The 15,464-nt window shown below is 36.5% G+C and carries 15 protein-coding genes and 1 riboswitch; of the genes, 10 read left to right on the top strand and 5 right to left on the bottom strand.

Annotation, left to right across the window (positions count from 1 at the left end):
- Window positions 1–144 precede the first annotated feature (144 nt).
- The 3 genes from AC1DKZ_RS02470 to AC1DKZ_RS02460 form a co-directional block, all read right to left on the bottom strand.
- The gene (locus AC1DKZ_RS02470; protein ID WP_476995606.1) at window positions 145–846 is read right to left on the bottom strand and encodes an MgtC/SapB family protein; all 702 of its coding nucleotides are present in this window, start codon (window positions 844–846) and stop codon (window positions 145–147) included.
- A 76-nt stretch (window positions 847–922) separates the two neighbouring features.
- Window positions 923–3,628 carry a magnesium-translocating P-type ATPase gene (gene mgtA / locus AC1DKZ_RS02465; protein ID WP_242307716.1) on the bottom strand — a complete coding sequence of 902 codons (2,706 nt, stop codon included), beginning with the start codon at window positions 3,626–3,628 and terminating at the stop codon, window positions 923–925.
- A gap of 331 nt (window positions 3,629–3,959) precedes the next feature.
- A riboswitch (M-box (ykoK) riboswitch) is annotated at window positions 3,960–4,127 on the bottom strand.
- A gap of 196 nt (window positions 4,128–4,323) precedes the next feature.
- Entirely contained in the window at window positions 4,324–4,575 is a 252-nt protein-coding gene (locus AC1DKZ_RS02460; protein ID WP_000656495.1) for a DUF3932 family protein, read from the bottom strand.
- A 189-nt stretch (window positions 4,576–4,764) separates the two neighbouring features.
- Between AC1DKZ_RS02460 and rnz the strand changes: the two genes are divergently transcribed.
- From rnz to sdaAA, 4 genes are all read left to right on the top strand, one after another.
- A complete protein-coding gene (rnz, locus tag AC1DKZ_RS02455) occupies window positions 4,765–5,688 on the top strand; it encodes a ribonuclease Z (RefSeq protein WP_113937105.1) in 924 nt (307 codons plus the stop codon).
- A gap of 363 nt (window positions 5,689–6,051) precedes the next feature.
- Window positions 6,052–6,396 (top strand): hypothetical protein, encoded by a 345-nt coding sequence (locus AC1DKZ_RS02450; protein WP_113937106.1) that lies wholly within the window; start codon window positions 6,052–6,054, stop codon window positions 6,394–6,396.
- A 37-nt stretch (window positions 6,397–6,433) separates the two neighbouring features.
- The gene (gene sdaAB, locus AC1DKZ_RS02445) at window positions 6,434–7,093 is read left to right on the top strand and encodes an L-serine ammonia-lyase, iron-sulfur-dependent subunit beta (RefSeq protein ID WP_002088527.1); all 660 of its coding nucleotides are present in this window, start codon (window positions 6,434–6,436) and stop codon (window positions 7,091–7,093) included.
- An 18-nt stretch (window positions 7,094–7,111) separates the two neighbouring features.
- Window positions 7,112–7,990 carry an L-serine ammonia-lyase, iron-sulfur-dependent, subunit alpha gene (sdaAA, locus tag AC1DKZ_RS02440; protein ID WP_002033842.1) on the top strand — a complete coding sequence of 293 codons (879 nt, stop codon included), beginning with the start codon at window positions 7,112–7,114 and terminating at the stop codon, window positions 7,988–7,990.
- Window positions 7,991–8,047: 57 nt separating this feature from the next.
- On the opposite strand, the gene proI is transcribed toward sdaAA, so the two are convergent.
- Window positions 8,048–8,887, bottom strand: coding sequence for a pyrroline-5-carboxylate reductase ProI (proI, locus tag AC1DKZ_RS02435; RefSeq protein ID WP_002066991.1), 840 nt, complete (start codon window positions 8,885–8,887; stop codon window positions 8,048–8,050).
- 166 nt (window positions 8,888–9,053) lie between these two features.
- Between proI and AC1DKZ_RS02430 the strand changes: the two genes are divergently transcribed.
- Together AC1DKZ_RS02430 and AC1DKZ_RS02425 are read left to right on the top strand one after the other, a co-directional pair.
- A complete protein-coding gene (locus tag AC1DKZ_RS02430) occupies window positions 9,054–10,007 on the top strand; it encodes an MBL fold metallo-hydrolase (protein WP_002014957.1) in 954 nt (317 codons plus the stop codon).
- A gap of 9 nt (window positions 10,008–10,016) precedes the next feature.
- Window positions 10,017–10,811 (top strand): SDR family oxidoreductase, encoded by a 795-nt coding sequence (locus AC1DKZ_RS02425; RefSeq protein ID WP_476995605.1) that lies wholly within the window; start codon window positions 10,017–10,019, stop codon window positions 10,809–10,811.
- A gap of 29 nt (window positions 10,812–10,840) precedes the next feature.
- Here the strand turns inward: AC1DKZ_RS02425 and AC1DKZ_RS02420 are convergent, their stop codons facing one another.
- Window positions 10,841–11,026, bottom strand: a complete 186-nt coding sequence (locus AC1DKZ_RS02420) for a YqzH family protein (protein ID WP_476995604.1) — start codon at window positions 11,024–11,026, stop codon at window positions 10,841–10,843.
- A gap of 224 nt (window positions 11,027–11,250) precedes the next feature.
- On the opposite strand from AC1DKZ_RS02420, the gene argC reads away from it, so the two are divergent.
- Genes argC through AC1DKZ_RS02400 form a run of 4 tightly spaced genes read left to right on the top strand, consistent with a single transcriptional unit; the run spans window position 11,251 to window position 15,458 of the window.
- Entirely contained in the window at window positions 11,251–12,288 is a 1,038-nt protein-coding gene (argC, locus tag AC1DKZ_RS02415) for an N-acetyl-gamma-glutamyl-phosphate reductase (RefSeq protein ID WP_002066994.1), read from the top strand.
- A 10-nt stretch (window positions 12,289–12,298) separates the two neighbouring features.
- Window positions 12,299–13,522: a bifunctional glutamate N-acetyltransferase/amino-acid acetyltransferase ArgJ gene (gene argJ / locus AC1DKZ_RS02410; RefSeq protein ID WP_002088515.1), complete on the top strand. Its 1,224-nt coding sequence runs from the start codon at window positions 12,299–12,301 to the stop codon at window positions 13,520–13,522.
- An 11-nt stretch (window positions 13,523–13,533) separates the two neighbouring features.
- The gene (gene argB / locus AC1DKZ_RS02405) at window positions 13,534–14,301 is read left to right on the top strand and encodes an acetylglutamate kinase (protein ID WP_016096141.1); all 768 of its coding nucleotides are present in this window, start codon (window positions 13,534–13,536) and stop codon (window positions 14,299–14,301) included.
- Complete coding sequence (locus AC1DKZ_RS02400) at window positions 14,298–15,458, top strand: acetylornithine transaminase (RefSeq protein ID WP_476995603.1); 1,161 nt, start codon at window positions 14,298–14,300, stop codon at window positions 15,456–15,458. Before argB ends, AC1DKZ_RS02400 begins: the two co-directional genes overlap by 4 nt.
- Window positions 15,459–15,464 lie beyond the last annotated feature (6 nt).

Below are 15,464 nucleotides of genomic sequence, written 5' to 3'. Positions count from 1 at the left end.
TAGCCCCGTACYAAGTTGAAACAAAAAGATTGAATGAGTATGGATTACTTTTAGTTATTCCTAGCAGTTGCTAATAACTTGAAAATAAAACAGAAGGTGTCATGAATATTAAACCTTCTGTTTTATTCATGACACCTTTATGATTTAACTTGCTTCTAAGTCTAGTGTTGTCTTCCACCCCGCGGCAGTAACACCAGATTCTAAAAGCATTCTACTTACTGTTTTTTCAATTAAGACAGCTGCATTTGTATTGCAATGTAATGTAGCTTGTATACATACTTTTTGGTTAGAATCAACGTCTTCACTGTACAATTCTTTTAAACCGATACCTTCAGAACTTACCATGTGCATGAGAAGAAAACGAATATGCGCTTCATTTTCTTCTGAACAAGTAAGAGAAAGTAAGTAGTTTGTTTGCTCGGGTAAATCTTCTTTTGATTTATTATTCATAAATAGAGCGATTGGGCGTAGTAGTATATTTGCTAGTAAGACGCCGGCTGCACCTAGCATAGCTGCAACGAGGAAGCCAGCACCTGTAAGAGTACCAACAGCAGCTGCACACCATAAAGTTGCCGCTGTATTTAACCCTCTAATACTAAAACCGTCACGAATAATAACACAGCCTCCTAAAAAGCCAATACCACTAACAACTTGAGCGGCGATGCGTGATGGACTAGCATCATGATCAAGCATGACGGATAATAAAACAAATATACAGGCGCCAAGTGATACGAGAGCATTTGTCCGCAAACCAGCCATTCGATGTCTCCATTGTCTTTCCATTCCGATGCAAGCTCCTACAATAATTGCTATAAATAACCTTAATACGATGTCATACCATATCATCATGGTCACCTCCATACATATAAGTACATGTTATATTTTTTGAGAATGAGTGAGAAATACCCACTCATTCTCATTTTTACAACCAGCTATGGAATTTTTTAATATAAAGCTTTTTCAGGAATTGTGTTAAGAAAGCATAACCTAATAATATTCCTATGAGCCACGGGAAATAGCTTAGTGGTAATGCTTGTAAACCAATTGCTGCACCAAGTGGTGAGAATGGAATGTAAATTCCGATTGCCATAATACAAGCGGTTAATACAAGAACTGGTATTGATGCTGTACTTTTAATAAACGGAATTTTCTGTGTTCTGATCATATGGACAATTAATGTTTGAGTTAGTAACCCGACGACAAACCAACCAGATTGGAATAGTGATTGTTCTCCAGGTGTATTTGCACCGAATACATTCCACATGACAACGAATGTGATAATATCGAATATAGAGCTAATTGGACCGATGCAAATAATGAAGTTACGCAAGTTTGCAGTATCCCATTTTCTAGGCTTCTCTAGAAATTCCTTATCCATTTTATCCCATGGAATTGAAAGCTGTGAAATATCATAAAGTAAGTTTTGAATTAAGAGATGAATTGCAAGCATCGGTAAAAATGGAATGAAAGCACTTGCTATTAATACACTAAATACATTTCCGAAGTTAGAGCTCGCCGTCATTTTGATATATTTTAAAATATTGCCGAACGTAGTACGTCCCTCTAAAATACCTGCTTCTAATATAGTTAAACTTTTTTCGAGTAAAATAATATCAGAAGATTCTTTTGCGATATCGGTAGCGGTATCAACAGATATTCCAACGTCAGCTTCACGTAATGCCACGGCATCGTTAATGCCATCGCCCATGTAACCTACAGTATGACCATTACCTTGTAATACGTGAATAATACGAGATTTTTGCATTGGATTTAGTTTTGCGAACACTGTTGTTTCTTCTGCCAGTTTTGCTAATGCTTTATCTGGTAAAGAATCGATTTCGTAACCGAGGACAGGCTCTCCTATATTTAATCCAACGTCTTTACAAACCTTTCTTGTAACAATTTCGTTATCACCAGTTAAGATTTTCACTTGTACGCCGTGTTTTTGCAATGCTTGAATTGCAGAAGCAGCAGATGGTTTTGGTGGATCTAAAAAGCCGATATATCCAGTAAGGATCATAGCGGATTCATCTTGTACTGCATAAGCTTTATGATAAGGTTTGTTATCTTTCTTGTATGCTACAGCGATGACACGCATTCCTTCACTATTTAAAGTTTCGCTAAGATGTTTTACATTTGCTCTCATTTCTTCAGTGAGAGGGACAATTTGTCCATCAACTTCAGTGTAATTACAGATTGATAAAATTTCTTCTACGGCACCTTTACAAACCATTGTATGTTCACCTGAAATATCTTTCACGATGACAGACATACGACGACGAGCAAAATCGAATGGAATTTCATCTAGCTTTTGAAAAGCTGATGGATCAAATTTATGGTTTTCCTCTGTATGTTCAATAACAGCTTTATCTATTAAATTTTTCAATCCCGTTTGATAGAAGCTATTTAAATAGGCAAAGTGTAATACACGATCGCATTCATTTCCGTTAGGATCTAAATGACGAACTAGGACAACTTTATCTTCTGTTAAAGTTCCAGTTTTATCTGTGCAAAGAATGTTCATAGCACCTAAGTTTTGAATAGAGTTGAGCTGTTTTACAATTACTTTTTGTTTAGACATGTTAACGGCACCTTTAGCTAAATTAGCAGTTACAATCATTGGCAGCATTTCAGGTGTAAGACCAACTGCAACAGCAATAGCAAAGAAGAAAGCTTCTTGCCAATCTCCTTTTGTGAATCCATTAATGAGAAGGACAATGGGTGCCATAATAAGCATGAATGTGATTAAGAGCCAACTTACTTTGTTTACGCCTTTATCAAAGCTTGTTTCTGCACGTTTTCCGATAACCTTTTTTGCTAAAGAGCCGAAATACGTATCCGTACTAGTTGAAACAACAACAGCTTTTGCGCTACCGCTAACAATATTTGTACCCATAAAGCAAAGGTTTTCCATATCGAGCGGATTGTAATTTTTTTTCATGTTTTTCGGTAATATATGTTTATTTTCCGTATGGTAGCAGTTTTCGTATTTTTCTACAGGAAGTGCTTCCCCGGTTAAAGAAGACTGATTAACAAATAAATCTTTTGCGGATAAAATACGCACATCAGCTGGCACGATATCACCAGCTGAAAGTGAAATAATATCGCCAGGTACAAGTTCTTCAATTGGAATTTCTGTTGTGTAATTTCGATTTAAATTTGTTACGTTTTTTGTTTCGTGTACAAATCCATCTATTCTAAAGACACTCGCAGTTGTTCGAACCATAGCCTTTAACTTATCCGCCGCTTTCTGAGAGCGGAATTCTTGTAAAAAGCGAATCGTTGCACTTAGCAGTACCATTACAGATACGACAATTGTTCCTTGTATATCATCTGTGAAAAAAGAGAGTGCTCCAAGAGCTAACAAAACAAAAATAAATGGATTTTTAAATGCCAGCAGAAATTGAATATACCATGGCAATGTTTTATTATGAGCAATTTCGTTCGGACCGTATAAAGAAAGTCTACGAGACGCTTCTTGTTTAGAGAGACCATCTTGTGTTGTTTCTAAGAGTTTTAACGCAGAGTTTACATCCTGTGTTGCAACTTCCACTAATAATTCGTTATTTGCTTTCATGCTATCTTGATCGTAAGCATGCTTTGTTTCTTGTCTTTGTAAATTTAACATTGGTAGTTCCTCCTCTTTCATGAAGGAGGAAACAATCTGTTACTCGACTATTTAAAATTGGGAGGAACAGCTTCTTTCCTACCTACATGGTGAAATATTAACGTAAAACATATGGGTATCTGGGCCGAATCATCACTTGCCACTGTTCCTCACCTCCGTACAATTAGTAGTTTCTGAATATGCTATGTTTGTTTCATAGTAAGGTGCATAAAGACATAAAAAAGACCTTTACTCAAAACGAGTAAAGGTCTGAATTCGTAGTCAAAAAGAGTCAACAACAAAGACTGTTAGTAAACATAGATAAAAACAGTTTTTGTGTATGACAAAACATACGCACCTCTCCCTCGTTGAGTTTTAGCACTGTATAGCATAGGTACTGAAACCAGCTACGTTAAGAAAGGCCTTCATTCCGACCTTTCCTGTTGACCCATTGGCGTCTCTCGACATTTTTGGGCAGCAGCGTTTCTCTATACAGGAGCCTCACCTAACAGAGACCATATTCAATTACAAGTTGAATGTTAGCACTGTAAAATCGTAGTGTCAATATCTTTTTAATCTATTTTTTTGAAAAATCAAATAGATTTATGATGGCTATATAGTAGGAAATAAGCGGAGTTTTTGAAATAAGGCGGGAAAATAAATACTTTAATGAACATAAATAAAAAGCACTGTAATCAGTGCTTTTTTATTTTAGATTATGAGATTGTAGCATTTTCAAAAATAACAATTTCTGAACTGTTTGTTGTTGAAACGCGTTGTGCGTAATATGTTAAAGCTGAAGAAATATATGTTGGTAACGAATCATTTGTATGTGTTGTTGTATATTCATGGATTAATTCTTTTAAAGTCGTCCATTCTAATTGTGCTGGGTGATCAGAAACGAAAGAACTTACCCAGCGATCAAATGAAGATGAAAAATCAGTTTGTAAACGAAATGCTTCTTTCATAATAAAACGCTCCCTTAAAATGTAGTATAATCATTTTAACATAAAACACGAACGATTACTAAGTTTTTTGATTATAATGTTCGTGTTATATAGTTGTCTAGATGATTGGTTATGTAAATTCGATTTGCCATTTGAAATAACATTCCGTAAGATGAAAGATAGATTATATAAAGAGCTGGAGGAAAGAAAGTGGAATTTGTATTTTTAGGAACTGGTGCAGGTGTTCCTTCGAAAGGAAGGAATGTTTCAGCAATTGCTCTGCAATTGCTAGAAGAACGAGGACAGACTTGGTTATTTGATTGTGGCGAGGCGACGCAACATCAAATATTACATACATCAGTACGTCCACGCCGCATTGAAAAAATATTTATTACGCATTTACATGGTGATCATATTTTTGGGTTGCCTGGTTTATTAGGAAGCCGTTCGTTTCAAGGAGGGACTACACCTTTAACAGTGTATGGACCAAAAGGAATTAAACAATTTATTGAAGTGGCATTATCAGTAAGTACGACACATGTTAAATATCCGCTTGAAATCGTTGAGATTACGGAAGAAGGTATTGTGTTTGAGGATAATGAATTTTGTGTAGAAACAAAAAGGTTATCACATGGAATTGAATGTTTCGGATATCGAATTGTAGAGAAAGATATACAGGGAGCTCTTTTAGTGGATAAGTTACTGGGAATGGGTGTGAAACCTGGTCCAGTTTTTAAACGCTTAAAAGATGGTGAAGTAGTTGAATTAGAGAATGGCACAGTGTTAGATGGAAAAGATTTTATTGGCCCGCCTCAAAAAGGAAGAGTTATTACAATTTTAGGCGATACACGATATTGCGAAGCGAGTAGAGAGCTTGCGCAAGATGCTGACGTACTTGTTCATGAAGCAACTTTTGCGGCAGAAGATGAACAACAAGCGTATGATTATTTTCATTCCACATCTAAGCAAGCTGCGAGTATTGCACTTCAGGCAAATGCAAAACGCTTAATATTGACTCATATTAGTTCTCGTTATCAAGGAGATACATATAAGGAATTATTGAAAGAGGCAAGAGAGCTATTTTCTAATACAGAAATAGCTACGGATTTAAAATCATTTCCAGTAGACAGATAATAATGTTGTGAAAAAATGGTGACGATAGGTTGCCATTTTTTTTATTTCTAAAAAAAATTAAAAATAAAACTGTTATCATTTTATTTTTATATAGGATGACACAGAAAGTTTTAATGATGTGAAGATATAGGGTAAAAATACATAATACCGATTATTTAGAAAAACTGTTATATAAGTCAGACGACATACGAGTGGTACAAGTAGCAAAAATGGATTTTTATTCAGAACTTTTAAAATTCATTAAAAGTAAGCGTTTTATTAAAAACAAGCTATAATGAGGGCAGATTATAATTTATTGTAGGCTACATGCGTTTTAGCCATTTGTCATAACAAGTGAAGTTGACTAAATCGTGAGAGAGCAACATGGAAATTATAATAGGAAGGATATTACTATTATTTGTACTAAGTCTTTTTTCACTTTTTAGCTTTAAAACATCAAAAGGTATGAAAGCAATGGGAGTTTCACTTGTTTATGCTATGCTTGTAAGGGGTTCTGTGTTAAACTTTGGATTGCTACCAGACTTTATTATGGACTATCTTATATTATTTTTAAATGCAGGTAATGCTAAGTTTCTTATTTATTATTATAACTGGTATTATTTCAGGATATATTGCTTCACTGTTATTCAAAAACTATCCAATTCTTACAGCGGAACAAATTCGTGGTACGACTGGAACAGCAACCGATTCGGTAGCTTAATAGAATAGTAAATAATTTTTTCATAGAGGTTTAGGGGGAGTTATGATGAAGTATCGCTCAGTGTTTGATATTATTGGTCCGGTTATGATTGGTCCATCAAGTTCACATACAGCAGGCGCGGCAAGAATGGGGCAAGTTGCTCGTCAGCTGTTTCGTCATGAACCAGAGAGAGTTAGCATTTCATTATATGGTTCATTTGCAAAAACATACCGTGGTCACGGTACGGATGTAGCGCTAATCGGTGGAATACTAGGATTTGAAACAGATGATTTACGTATTCCAAGTGCGTTAGATATTGCAAAAGAACGCGGGATTGAAGTGGAATTCATTGAAGAAGATGCAAATGCTCCGCATCCAAATACAGCGAAAATTCGTCTGTATAAAGGTGAAGAGGAAATTGAAGTTGTTGCTTGCTCAATTGGTGGCGGTAAAATTGAAGTTGTAGAATTAAACGGATTCGATCTTCAATTAACAGGCACGAGTCCAGCACTACTTATTGTAAATAACGATCGCTTTGGTGCTATCGCAGCTGTAGCTTCAATCCTTGCTAAGCATGAGATTAACATAAGTACAATGAGTGTTTCTCGTAAAGAAAAAGGAAGAAGAGCGCTTATGGTCATTGAAACAGATGAATTATTAGCAGATGAAGTAATTGCGGAAATAAATGGGCAACAAAATATTTGTCAAGTAACTATTATGGATTAATTGCAGGGGGGACACACCATGTTTCGGAACGCAGCGGAACTAGTGGCGCAAGCTAAAGAGCAAAATGTAAAAATCGCAGAAATTATGATTCAATGTGAAATGCAAACAAGAAATATCTCACGTGAAGAAGTAATTGCTGGAATGGAAAAGAACTTAGTCGTGATGGAACAAGCAGTAGAACGCGGTATTCGTGGTGTAAAATCACCGACTGGTTTAACTGGCGGGGATGCTGTGAAAGTCCAAGCGTATATGCAGAGTGGAAAAGGCTTATCTGGAGATACGATTTTGGACGCAGTGAGTAAAGCTGTTGCGACAAATGAAGTAAATGCGGCGATGGGAATTATTTGTGCAACACCAACAGCAGGATCTGCTGGAACAGTGCCAGGTGTACTGTTTGCACTGCAAGAAAAATTACAGCCGACACGCGAAGAAATGATTGAATTTTTATTTACAGCAGGAGCTTTCGGTATGGTTGTTGCGAATAATGCTTGTATTTCTGGCGCGGCAGGAGGTTGCCAAGCTGAAGTAGGTTCAGCAAGTGGAATGGCAGCTGCAGCAGCAGTTGAGATGGCTGGTGGAACACAAGATCAAGCAGCTACAGCGATGGCGATTTCATTAAAGAATATGCTTGGTTTAGTATGTGATCCTGTTGCAGGGCTTGTAGAAGTACCTTGTGTAAAACGTAATGCAGCAGGAGCTGCGAATGCCATGATTTCAGCTGATTTATCATTAGCTGGTGTAACTAGTACAATTCCATGTGATGAAGTTATTGAGGCGATGTTTAGAATTGGACAAACGATGCCAGTAGCACTTCGTGAAACAGCAGAAGGTGGCCTTGCAGCAACACCGACAGGTCGTCGTTTGCAAGAAGAGATTTTTGGTAAGAGTAATAACTAAAAGCATATCATATGATTAAAGTAAAAACGGAGCTCAAATAAAGTTGAGCTCCGTTTTTTATTTTTCTTTTGCTATTTCTTCTAATGTTTTTCCAAGATCGTGTGATCGTTTCGTTGCTTGTGTAATACATGAGATTAATGCTTGTTGAAAATTATGCTCCTTTAATACTTCAATACCTGCTTCAGTTGTTCCGCCAGGAGAAGTAATTTCTTTTCGCAAAATAGAAGGGTGTTTTTCGCTTGCTTTTAGCATTTCAGCAGAACCAATCATCGTCTGAAGAATAAGAGATTTTGCAACATCTTCTTTTAAACCAATTTTTTTTGCTGCCTCTTCCAGTGCCTCTACCACGTAATAAATATAAGCTGGTCCACTTCCAGATAATGCAGTGATAGCATGCATATCTTCTTCTTCTACAACAGAGACGAGACCAATCGTTTCAAATAAAGATGTTGCAGTGCGAATATGTTCCTCCGTTGTGTGTTCTGAAGGTGAGATAGCGGTAGCGGATTTTAAAATGGCTGCAGATGTATTTGGCATTGCACGAATAATCGGAACGTCTTTTTGAAGTAGGTTTCTAATTGAATGAGTAGAAACACCTGCTAATAACGAAATAATAAGCAAGTCATTATTTATGTATTCTTTAAGAGGAATAACCGCTTCTGCGACATCTTTTGGCTTCATAGCTAGAAAAAGAATATTTGCATCAGCAAGTAATTCCTTTTTATTATGTGTACCTTTGACACCGTATTTTTTATGTAACTCCTGTAATCTTGTCTCGTTAGAACGATTACTTACAGTGACGTGTTCTCCCTTAACAACATTTGCGTTTAATAAGCCACCAATAATCGCTTCGGCAATAGAGCCTGCACCGAGAAAGGAAATGTTTTGCATAGACATGATGTGCCTCCTTTAAATTTGGTTAGAAATACTTATAAATGTACATACATTCGTTTTTTTATGGAAAAGACCTCTTTTTATCTGAAAATAATGACAAATTTACAGGGAAGTTGTAAACTGAAGAGGTATTCATTTTTGAACCGGAAAAAGACAGGGGGGGCTAAGCATGACGGCGATTCATCGAATGGAGATTCCTGTTCCATTTGCAGTTGAGACAGTGAATGTGTTTTTAGTTGAGGGAGAAACATTAACGTTAATTGATACAGGGACAAATACAGAAGAAGCAAAGAAAGCACTAGAAAGTCAATTAGGTGCATTAGGATATAAGATAGAAGATATTGAAACGGTAGTGATTACGCATCACCATGCGGATCATTGCGGACTTTTAAATACATTTTCTGAAAAAGTAAAGATTATCGGACATCCTTGGAATGAACCGTGGATTACACAGAATGCTGAATTTTTAAAGAGGTATCATGAATTTTTTAAAGAGACAGCCTTGCAGTTCGGCGTTCCAGCAGTATTTCTGAATGGTGAGGCGTTATTGACGACGAAGACACTTAAATATTCTTGTAATAGATCGTTAACACATACCGTGAGAGAGGGAGATCGTATAGATTCGTTACCTGGATTTACAGTGATTGAAACCCCGGGTCATGCTTCCACTCATATTTCATTATATAGAGAATCTGATGGAATATTAATTGGTGGGGATGCTCTCATTAGTCATATTTCTTCAAATCCAATATTAGAACCACCATATGAAGGGCAAACAGAAAGAGCGCATCCTTTATTGCAGTACAATCAAACGTTAAAACGTTTAAGTGAAATGAATATTTCACGGATTTTATCAGGGCATGGGGAAGATGTTCTGAATGTGAAACAACTTATTGAAACAAGATTACAAAAGCAAGAGACACGTGCTTTTAAAGTGCTTGAACTATTAAAGGAAAAGCCAATGACAGCATTTGAGGTGTGTGTAAAACTATTTCCGGTATTATATAAAGAGCAATTACCACTTACTATCTCAGAAACTGTTGGACAATTAGACTTTTTAGCATATAATCAACAGGTGATGATTGATGAATCTTCACAACAATTGATTTATTATGCAAAGTAGGTGACAGCAATGACGGGACGTTTACAAGAAAAAGTAATCGTCATTACAGGTGCTTCTAGTGGAATTGGAGAGCAAGTTGCAATGCAGGTTGCAGAGCAAGGGGCGACGCCGGTATTAATGGCTAGAACAGAAGAGAAGCTACAAGCATTAGCAGACAAAATTAAAGTAACTTATAATACGCCTTGCTATTACTATGTATTAGATGTAAGTGAAGAAACGAAAGTACAATCTGTTTTTTCAAAGGTATTACAAGAAGTAGGACGTATTGATATATTGGTAAATAATGCTGGGTTTGGTATTTTTAAAACGTTTGAAGATGCTTCAATGGATGAAGTAAAGGATATGTTTCAAGTAAATGTATTTGGATTAGTAGCTTGTACGAAAGCGGTATTACCTAATATGGTAAAAAGGAACGAAGGACAAATTATTAATATTGCTTCATTGGCTGGAAAAATTGCAACTCCGAAGTCGAGTGCTTATGCAGCGACAAAACACGCTGTATTAGGATTTACGAATAGTTTACGTATGGAGTTATCTAACACAAATGTGTATGTAACAGCAATTAACCCAGGACCGATAGATACGAACTTTTTTGAAATAGCCGATCAATCAGGTACATATGTGAAAAATATGGGACGTTACATGTTAAAACCAACATATGTAGCAGAACAAATCGTAAAGGCGATGCAAACGAAAAAACGTGAAGTAAACTTGCCGAAGTGGATGGGAATGGGGCCAAAGCTCTACGCATTATTCCCAGGTTTATTTGAACACATTGCAGGCAAATCATTAAGTAAAAAATAGGAGATTTCCATATGGAAATCTCCTATTTTTTATTTTCCAGTTACATAATCGTAAACGATATCCTCAACAGCCTCGTATACATCAATTTCAGTATTTAAATGAATTATCATTTGAATATGTTTAATTAGCATTGCCTGATCCACTTTTGAAACAGGATTACATTGATATTGCCGAAAACTTTTTATAATCATTTTCTCAATTAATTTTTTATTCATGTTTTTCCCCGCCTGTATGTATACATGTATTGTTTTATTGTACTTGAAGTGAAATAAAAATACTACTATGCACTATTTTTGCATAAAAATCCACTTATATATATCACTTTTATAGTGAGGGTAATATTTTAAAGTTTTTAAAAATTATAAATATTTAATTGACTTTATAATTATGCAATATTATAATCAAACTTAATTTAAAGAATAGATATGAGGAGGAGCTTATGAAAGTCGCAATTATTGGAGCAACTGGATATGGAGGTATTGAGTTAATTCGGTTATTAGAGCAACATCCATATTTTTCGATAGCATCTCTCCATTCTTTTTCACAAGTTGGTGAATTTATAACAAATGTATACCCGCATTTTCGAAATGTTCTTGTCCATACGTTACAAGAAATTGATGCGGAGAAAATAGAGAAGGAAGCTGAAATTGTATTTTTAGCAACTCCAGCGGGAGTATCGGCAGAGTTAACACCAAAATTATTGGCAGTAGGTTTAAAAGTAATTGACCTATCTGGAGACTTTCGTATGATAGATCCCTCGTCATATGAATTGTGGTATAAAAGGCCAGCTGCACAGGAAGAACTTCTTAGGAAAGCAGTATATGGATTAAGTGAATGGAAAAGGCCTGAGATCCAAAATGCAAATTTAATTGCAAACCCAGGATGTTTTGCTACAGCTGCATTATTAGCGGTAGCGCCGTTAGTACGTAGCGGCATGATTGAAGAAGCATCGATTATTATTGATGCGAAATCAGGAGTATCTGGAGCGGGCAAAACGCCAACAACAATGACTCACTTTCCTGAGTTATACGATAACTTACACATTTATAAAGTTAATCAGCATCAGCATGTTCCTGAGATTGAGCAAATGCTTGCAGAGTGGAATCGTGAAACGAAGCCAATCACGTTTAGTACACATTTAATACCGATATCACGAGGGATTATGATTACACTTTATGCGAAAGTGAAAGAGGAAATGAAAATAGAGCAACTTCAAAAGTTGTATGAAGAAACGTATGAATACTCAGCTTTCGTTCGAGTTCGCTCGCAAGGAGAATTTCCAAGTCCGAAAGAAGTAAGGGGCTCAAATTATTGTGATATTGGGATAGCTTACGATGAAAGAACAGAAAGAGTTACGGTCGTTTCTGTTATAGACAATATGATGAAAGGTGCGGCAGGGCAAGCAGTTCAAAATGCAAATTTATTAGCGGGACTAGAAGAGACAACGGGTTTACAGCATATGCCGCTTTATCCATAAGGGGGAAATTATGATTAAAGCATCGTCTATTACAAAATTAGCAAATGGTTCAATTGTTACACCAAAAGGCTTTTTGGCAATCGGTACTGCAAATGGTCTGAAAAAGGTGAAAAAGGATATGGGTGCAATCGTTTGTGAGGTGCCAGCATCATGTGCCGCTGTGTATACAACAAATCAAATACAAGCAGCGCCGTTGCAAGTAACGAAGGATAGCATAGCAGCAGAAGGGAAATTACAAGCAATTGTTGTAAATAGCGGCAATGCAAATGCTTGTACGGGGATGAAAGGGTTGCAAGATGCTTATGAGATGCGAACATTAGGAGCGGAACACTTTGGAGTAAAAGAAAAGTACGTCGCAGTCGCTTCAACAGGTGTAATTGGAGTACCTTTACCGATGGATATCATTCGAAAGGGAATTGAATCTCTTGTGCCAACAAAGGAAGTAAGTGAAGCTTATTCTTTTTGTGAAGCAATTTTAACGACAGATCTTATAACGAAAGAAACTTGCTATGAGATGATAATTGATGGGGAAGCAGTGATCATTGCTGGGGTCGCAAAAGGTTCAGGGATGATCAAACCGAATATGGCAACGATGCTTAGTTTTATTACAACAGACGCCAATATAGAGCATGAAGTATTGCAAACAGCATTATCACAAATTACGAATCATACGTTTAATCAAATTACGGTGGACGGAGATACTTCTACAAATGATATGGTCATCGCTATGGCAAGTGGATTATCAGAAACGAAAACGATGAATATGGAACATGAAGACTGGGAAACTTTCGTAGTTGCTTTACAAAAGGTATGTGAAGATTTAGCGAAAAAAATTGCACAAGATGGTGAAGGTGCTACGAAGTTAATAGAAGTAAACGTGTTAGGGGCTAGAACAAATGAAGAAGCAAAGAAAATTGCAAAACAAATAGTCGGTTCCAGTCTTGTGAAAACAGCGATATACGGYGAGGACCCAAATTGGGGACGAATTATTAGTAGTACTGGACAGAGTGAAGTAATTATTAACCCAAATACAATTGATATCACTCTTCAATCTATTGCCGTATTAAAAAATAGTGAGCCTCAAATGTTTTCTGAAGAGGAAATGACAAAGAAATTACAAGAACATGAAATAAAAATTGATGTGTGTTTACATTTAGGAGATGAAACGGGATCAGCTTGGGGCTGCGACTTAAGTTATGAATATGTGAAAATAAATGCTTGTTATCGTACATAAGGAGAGAGAAGATGAGTGATTATATTGTAGTTAAATGTGGCGGTAGCATGTTGAATCGATTAAATAGTGTCTTTTTTGATTGTATAAAGAAATTGCAAAATAAGTATAAGGTTGTTATTGTCCATGGCGGTGGCCCAGAAATTGATGCCAAGTTAGAAGACTCTAATATCGAGATAGAAAAGAAAGATGGATTAAGAGTAACGCCGAAAGAGGTTATGGATGTTGTTCAAATGGTGCTATGCGGAAGTACGAATAAAAAATTCGTAATGAATTTACAAAAACATGATTTACTTGCGGTGGGGCTTTCTGGATGTGACGGTAATTTACTTCAAGTTCAACCTGTTGGCGAAGCGATAGGATATGTAGGAGAAGTAAGTTATGTAGAAACAGCCCTATTGAAAGGGTTGATAGATATGAATTATATTCCTGTCATTGCCCCAATTGGGATAAATGGTAATGAGGTTTATAACATAAATGCAGATACCGCTGCAGCTGGAATAGCATATGCACTATCCGCAAAAGAACTCATTTTTATAACGGACGTAGATGGAGTATTACACGAAGGAAGATTGGTAAAGAAAACGGATGAATATGAAATTCTTACTTTTATAGAACAAGGCGTCATTACAGGTGGAATGATTCCGAAAGTACAGGCGGCACTTACATCGTTAAAAATGGGAGTGAAAAAGGCTAGTATCGTAAATGGTACAAAGGATTTTACTGAGGTTACAGGAGAGTGTGTTGGAACTACGGTAACAAAAGGAGTGAGTATCGTATGACAAGCCATCTTTTTCAAACGTATGGGAGAAGAACTATTGACTTTGTAAAGGGCAATGGGGCGAAAGTTATTGATAAAAGTGGTGAGCAATATTTAGATTTTACTTCTGGTATTGGAGTATGTAACTTAGGACATTGTCATCCTAAGGTTGTAAGGGCAGTAGAAAAGCAACTTAGAAATATATGGCATATATCTAACTTATTTACGAACTCCTTACAAGAAGAGGTCGCATCATTATTAACAGAAGATACAGCATTAGATCATGTGTTTTTTTGTAATAGCGGGGCGGAGGCAAATGAAGCGGCTTTAAAGCTAGCACGTAAGCATACTGGAAAATCTCTCGTAGTAACATGTGAGCAATCTTTCCACGGGAGAACATTTGGAACGATGAGTGCAACAGGGCAAGATAAAGTGAAAGAAGGATTCGGTCCATTACTTCCGTCTTTTTTACATATACCATTTAACGACATACGAGCATTAGAGGAAGTAATGAATGAAGAAGTTGCGGCGGTAATGGTAGAAGTTATTCAAGGAGAAGGAGGAGTAATATTAGCTGATCCATCCTTTTTGAAGGAAATTGAAAAACTATGTAATGAGTACAATGCTCTTTTTATTATAGATGAAGTACAAACTGGAATAGGCAGAACAGGAACACTATTCGCTTATGAGCAAATGGGAATAGTTCCTGATATCGTTACCATCGCAAAGGCGCTTGGGAATGGTATTCCAGTTGGAGCGATGATTGGCCGGAAAGAACTAGGTTCTTCTTTTACTGCCGGGTCACACGGTTCAACTTTCGGTGGGAATTATATTGCTATGACTGCAGCGAAAGAAGTATTGCAATTCATTAAGGAACAATCGTTTTTTAAAGAGGTACAGGAAAAGGGCGAGTACGTATTAAAGAAATTGCAAGAAGAATTACGACACGTTGAATGTGTTCAAAATATTCGTGGTAAGGGACTTATGATTGGAATCGAATGTAAGCATGAGGTTGCAAATGTCATAGAACAACTAGAAAAAGCAGGACTTCTCGTATTACAAGCAGGGCCTAATGTTATAAGACTATTACCACCACTTATTGTAACGAATGAAGAGCTAGAACAGGCAATATATATGATAAAAAGAGTGGTTTGTACAAAAAATGCATCAATAATATAAGGGGGA

The organism is Bacillus sp. 05T21 (assembly GCF_056396785.1).
Note: the sequence above shows the minus strand (reverse complement) of the source record. Positions and strands in the feature narration are given on the sequence as shown.

Excerpts from the sequence above, each read along its gene's own strand:
- AC1DKZ_RS02470 (WP_476995606.1), bottom strand. The coding sequence starts at position 846 with ATGATATGGTATGACATCGTATTAAGGTTATTTATAGCAATTATTGTA.
- mgtA (WP_242307716.1), bottom strand. The coding sequence starts at position 3,628 with ATGTTAAATTTACAAAGACAAGAAACAAAGCATGCTTACGATCAAGAT.
- AC1DKZ_RS02460 (WP_000656495.1), bottom strand. The coding sequence starts at position 4,575 with ATGAAAGAAGCATTTCGTTTACAAACTGATTTTTCATCTTCATTTGAT.
- AC1DKZ_RS02450 (WP_113937106.1), top strand. The coding sequence starts at position 6,052 with ATGGAAATTATAATAGGAAGGATATTACTATTATTTGTACTAAGTCTT.
- sdaAB (WP_002088527.1), top strand. The coding sequence starts at position 6,434 with ATGAAGTATCGCTCAGTGTTTGATATTATTGGTCCGGTTATGATTGGT.
- sdaAA (WP_002033842.1), top strand. The coding sequence starts at position 7,112 with ATGTTTCGGAACGCAGCGGAACTAGTGGCGCAAGCTAAAGAGCAAAAT.
- proI (WP_002066991.1), bottom strand. The coding sequence starts at position 8,887 with ATGTCTATGCAAAACATTTCCTTTCTCGGTGCAGGCTCTATTGCCGAA.
- AC1DKZ_RS02430 (WP_002014957.1), top strand. The coding sequence starts at position 9,054 with ATGACGGCGATTCATCGAATGGAGATTCCTGTTCCATTTGCAGTTGAG.
- AC1DKZ_RS02425 (WP_476995605.1), top strand. The coding sequence starts at position 10,017 with ATGACGGGACGTTTACAAGAAAAAGTAATCGTCATTACAGGTGCTTCT.
- AC1DKZ_RS02420 (WP_476995604.1), bottom strand. The coding sequence starts at position 11,026 with ATGAATAAAAAATTAATTGAGAAAATGATTATAAAAAGTTTTCGGCAA.
- argC (WP_002066994.1), top strand. The coding sequence starts at position 11,251 with ATGAAAGTCGCAATTATTGGAGCAACTGGATATGGAGGTATTGAGTTA.
- argB (WP_016096141.1), top strand. The coding sequence starts at position 13,534 with ATGAGTGATTATATTGTAGTTAAATGTGGCGGTAGCATGTTGAATCGA.
- AC1DKZ_RS02400 (WP_476995603.1), top strand. The coding sequence starts at position 14,298 with ATGACAAGCCATCTTTTTCAAACGTATGGGAGAAGAACTATTGACTTT.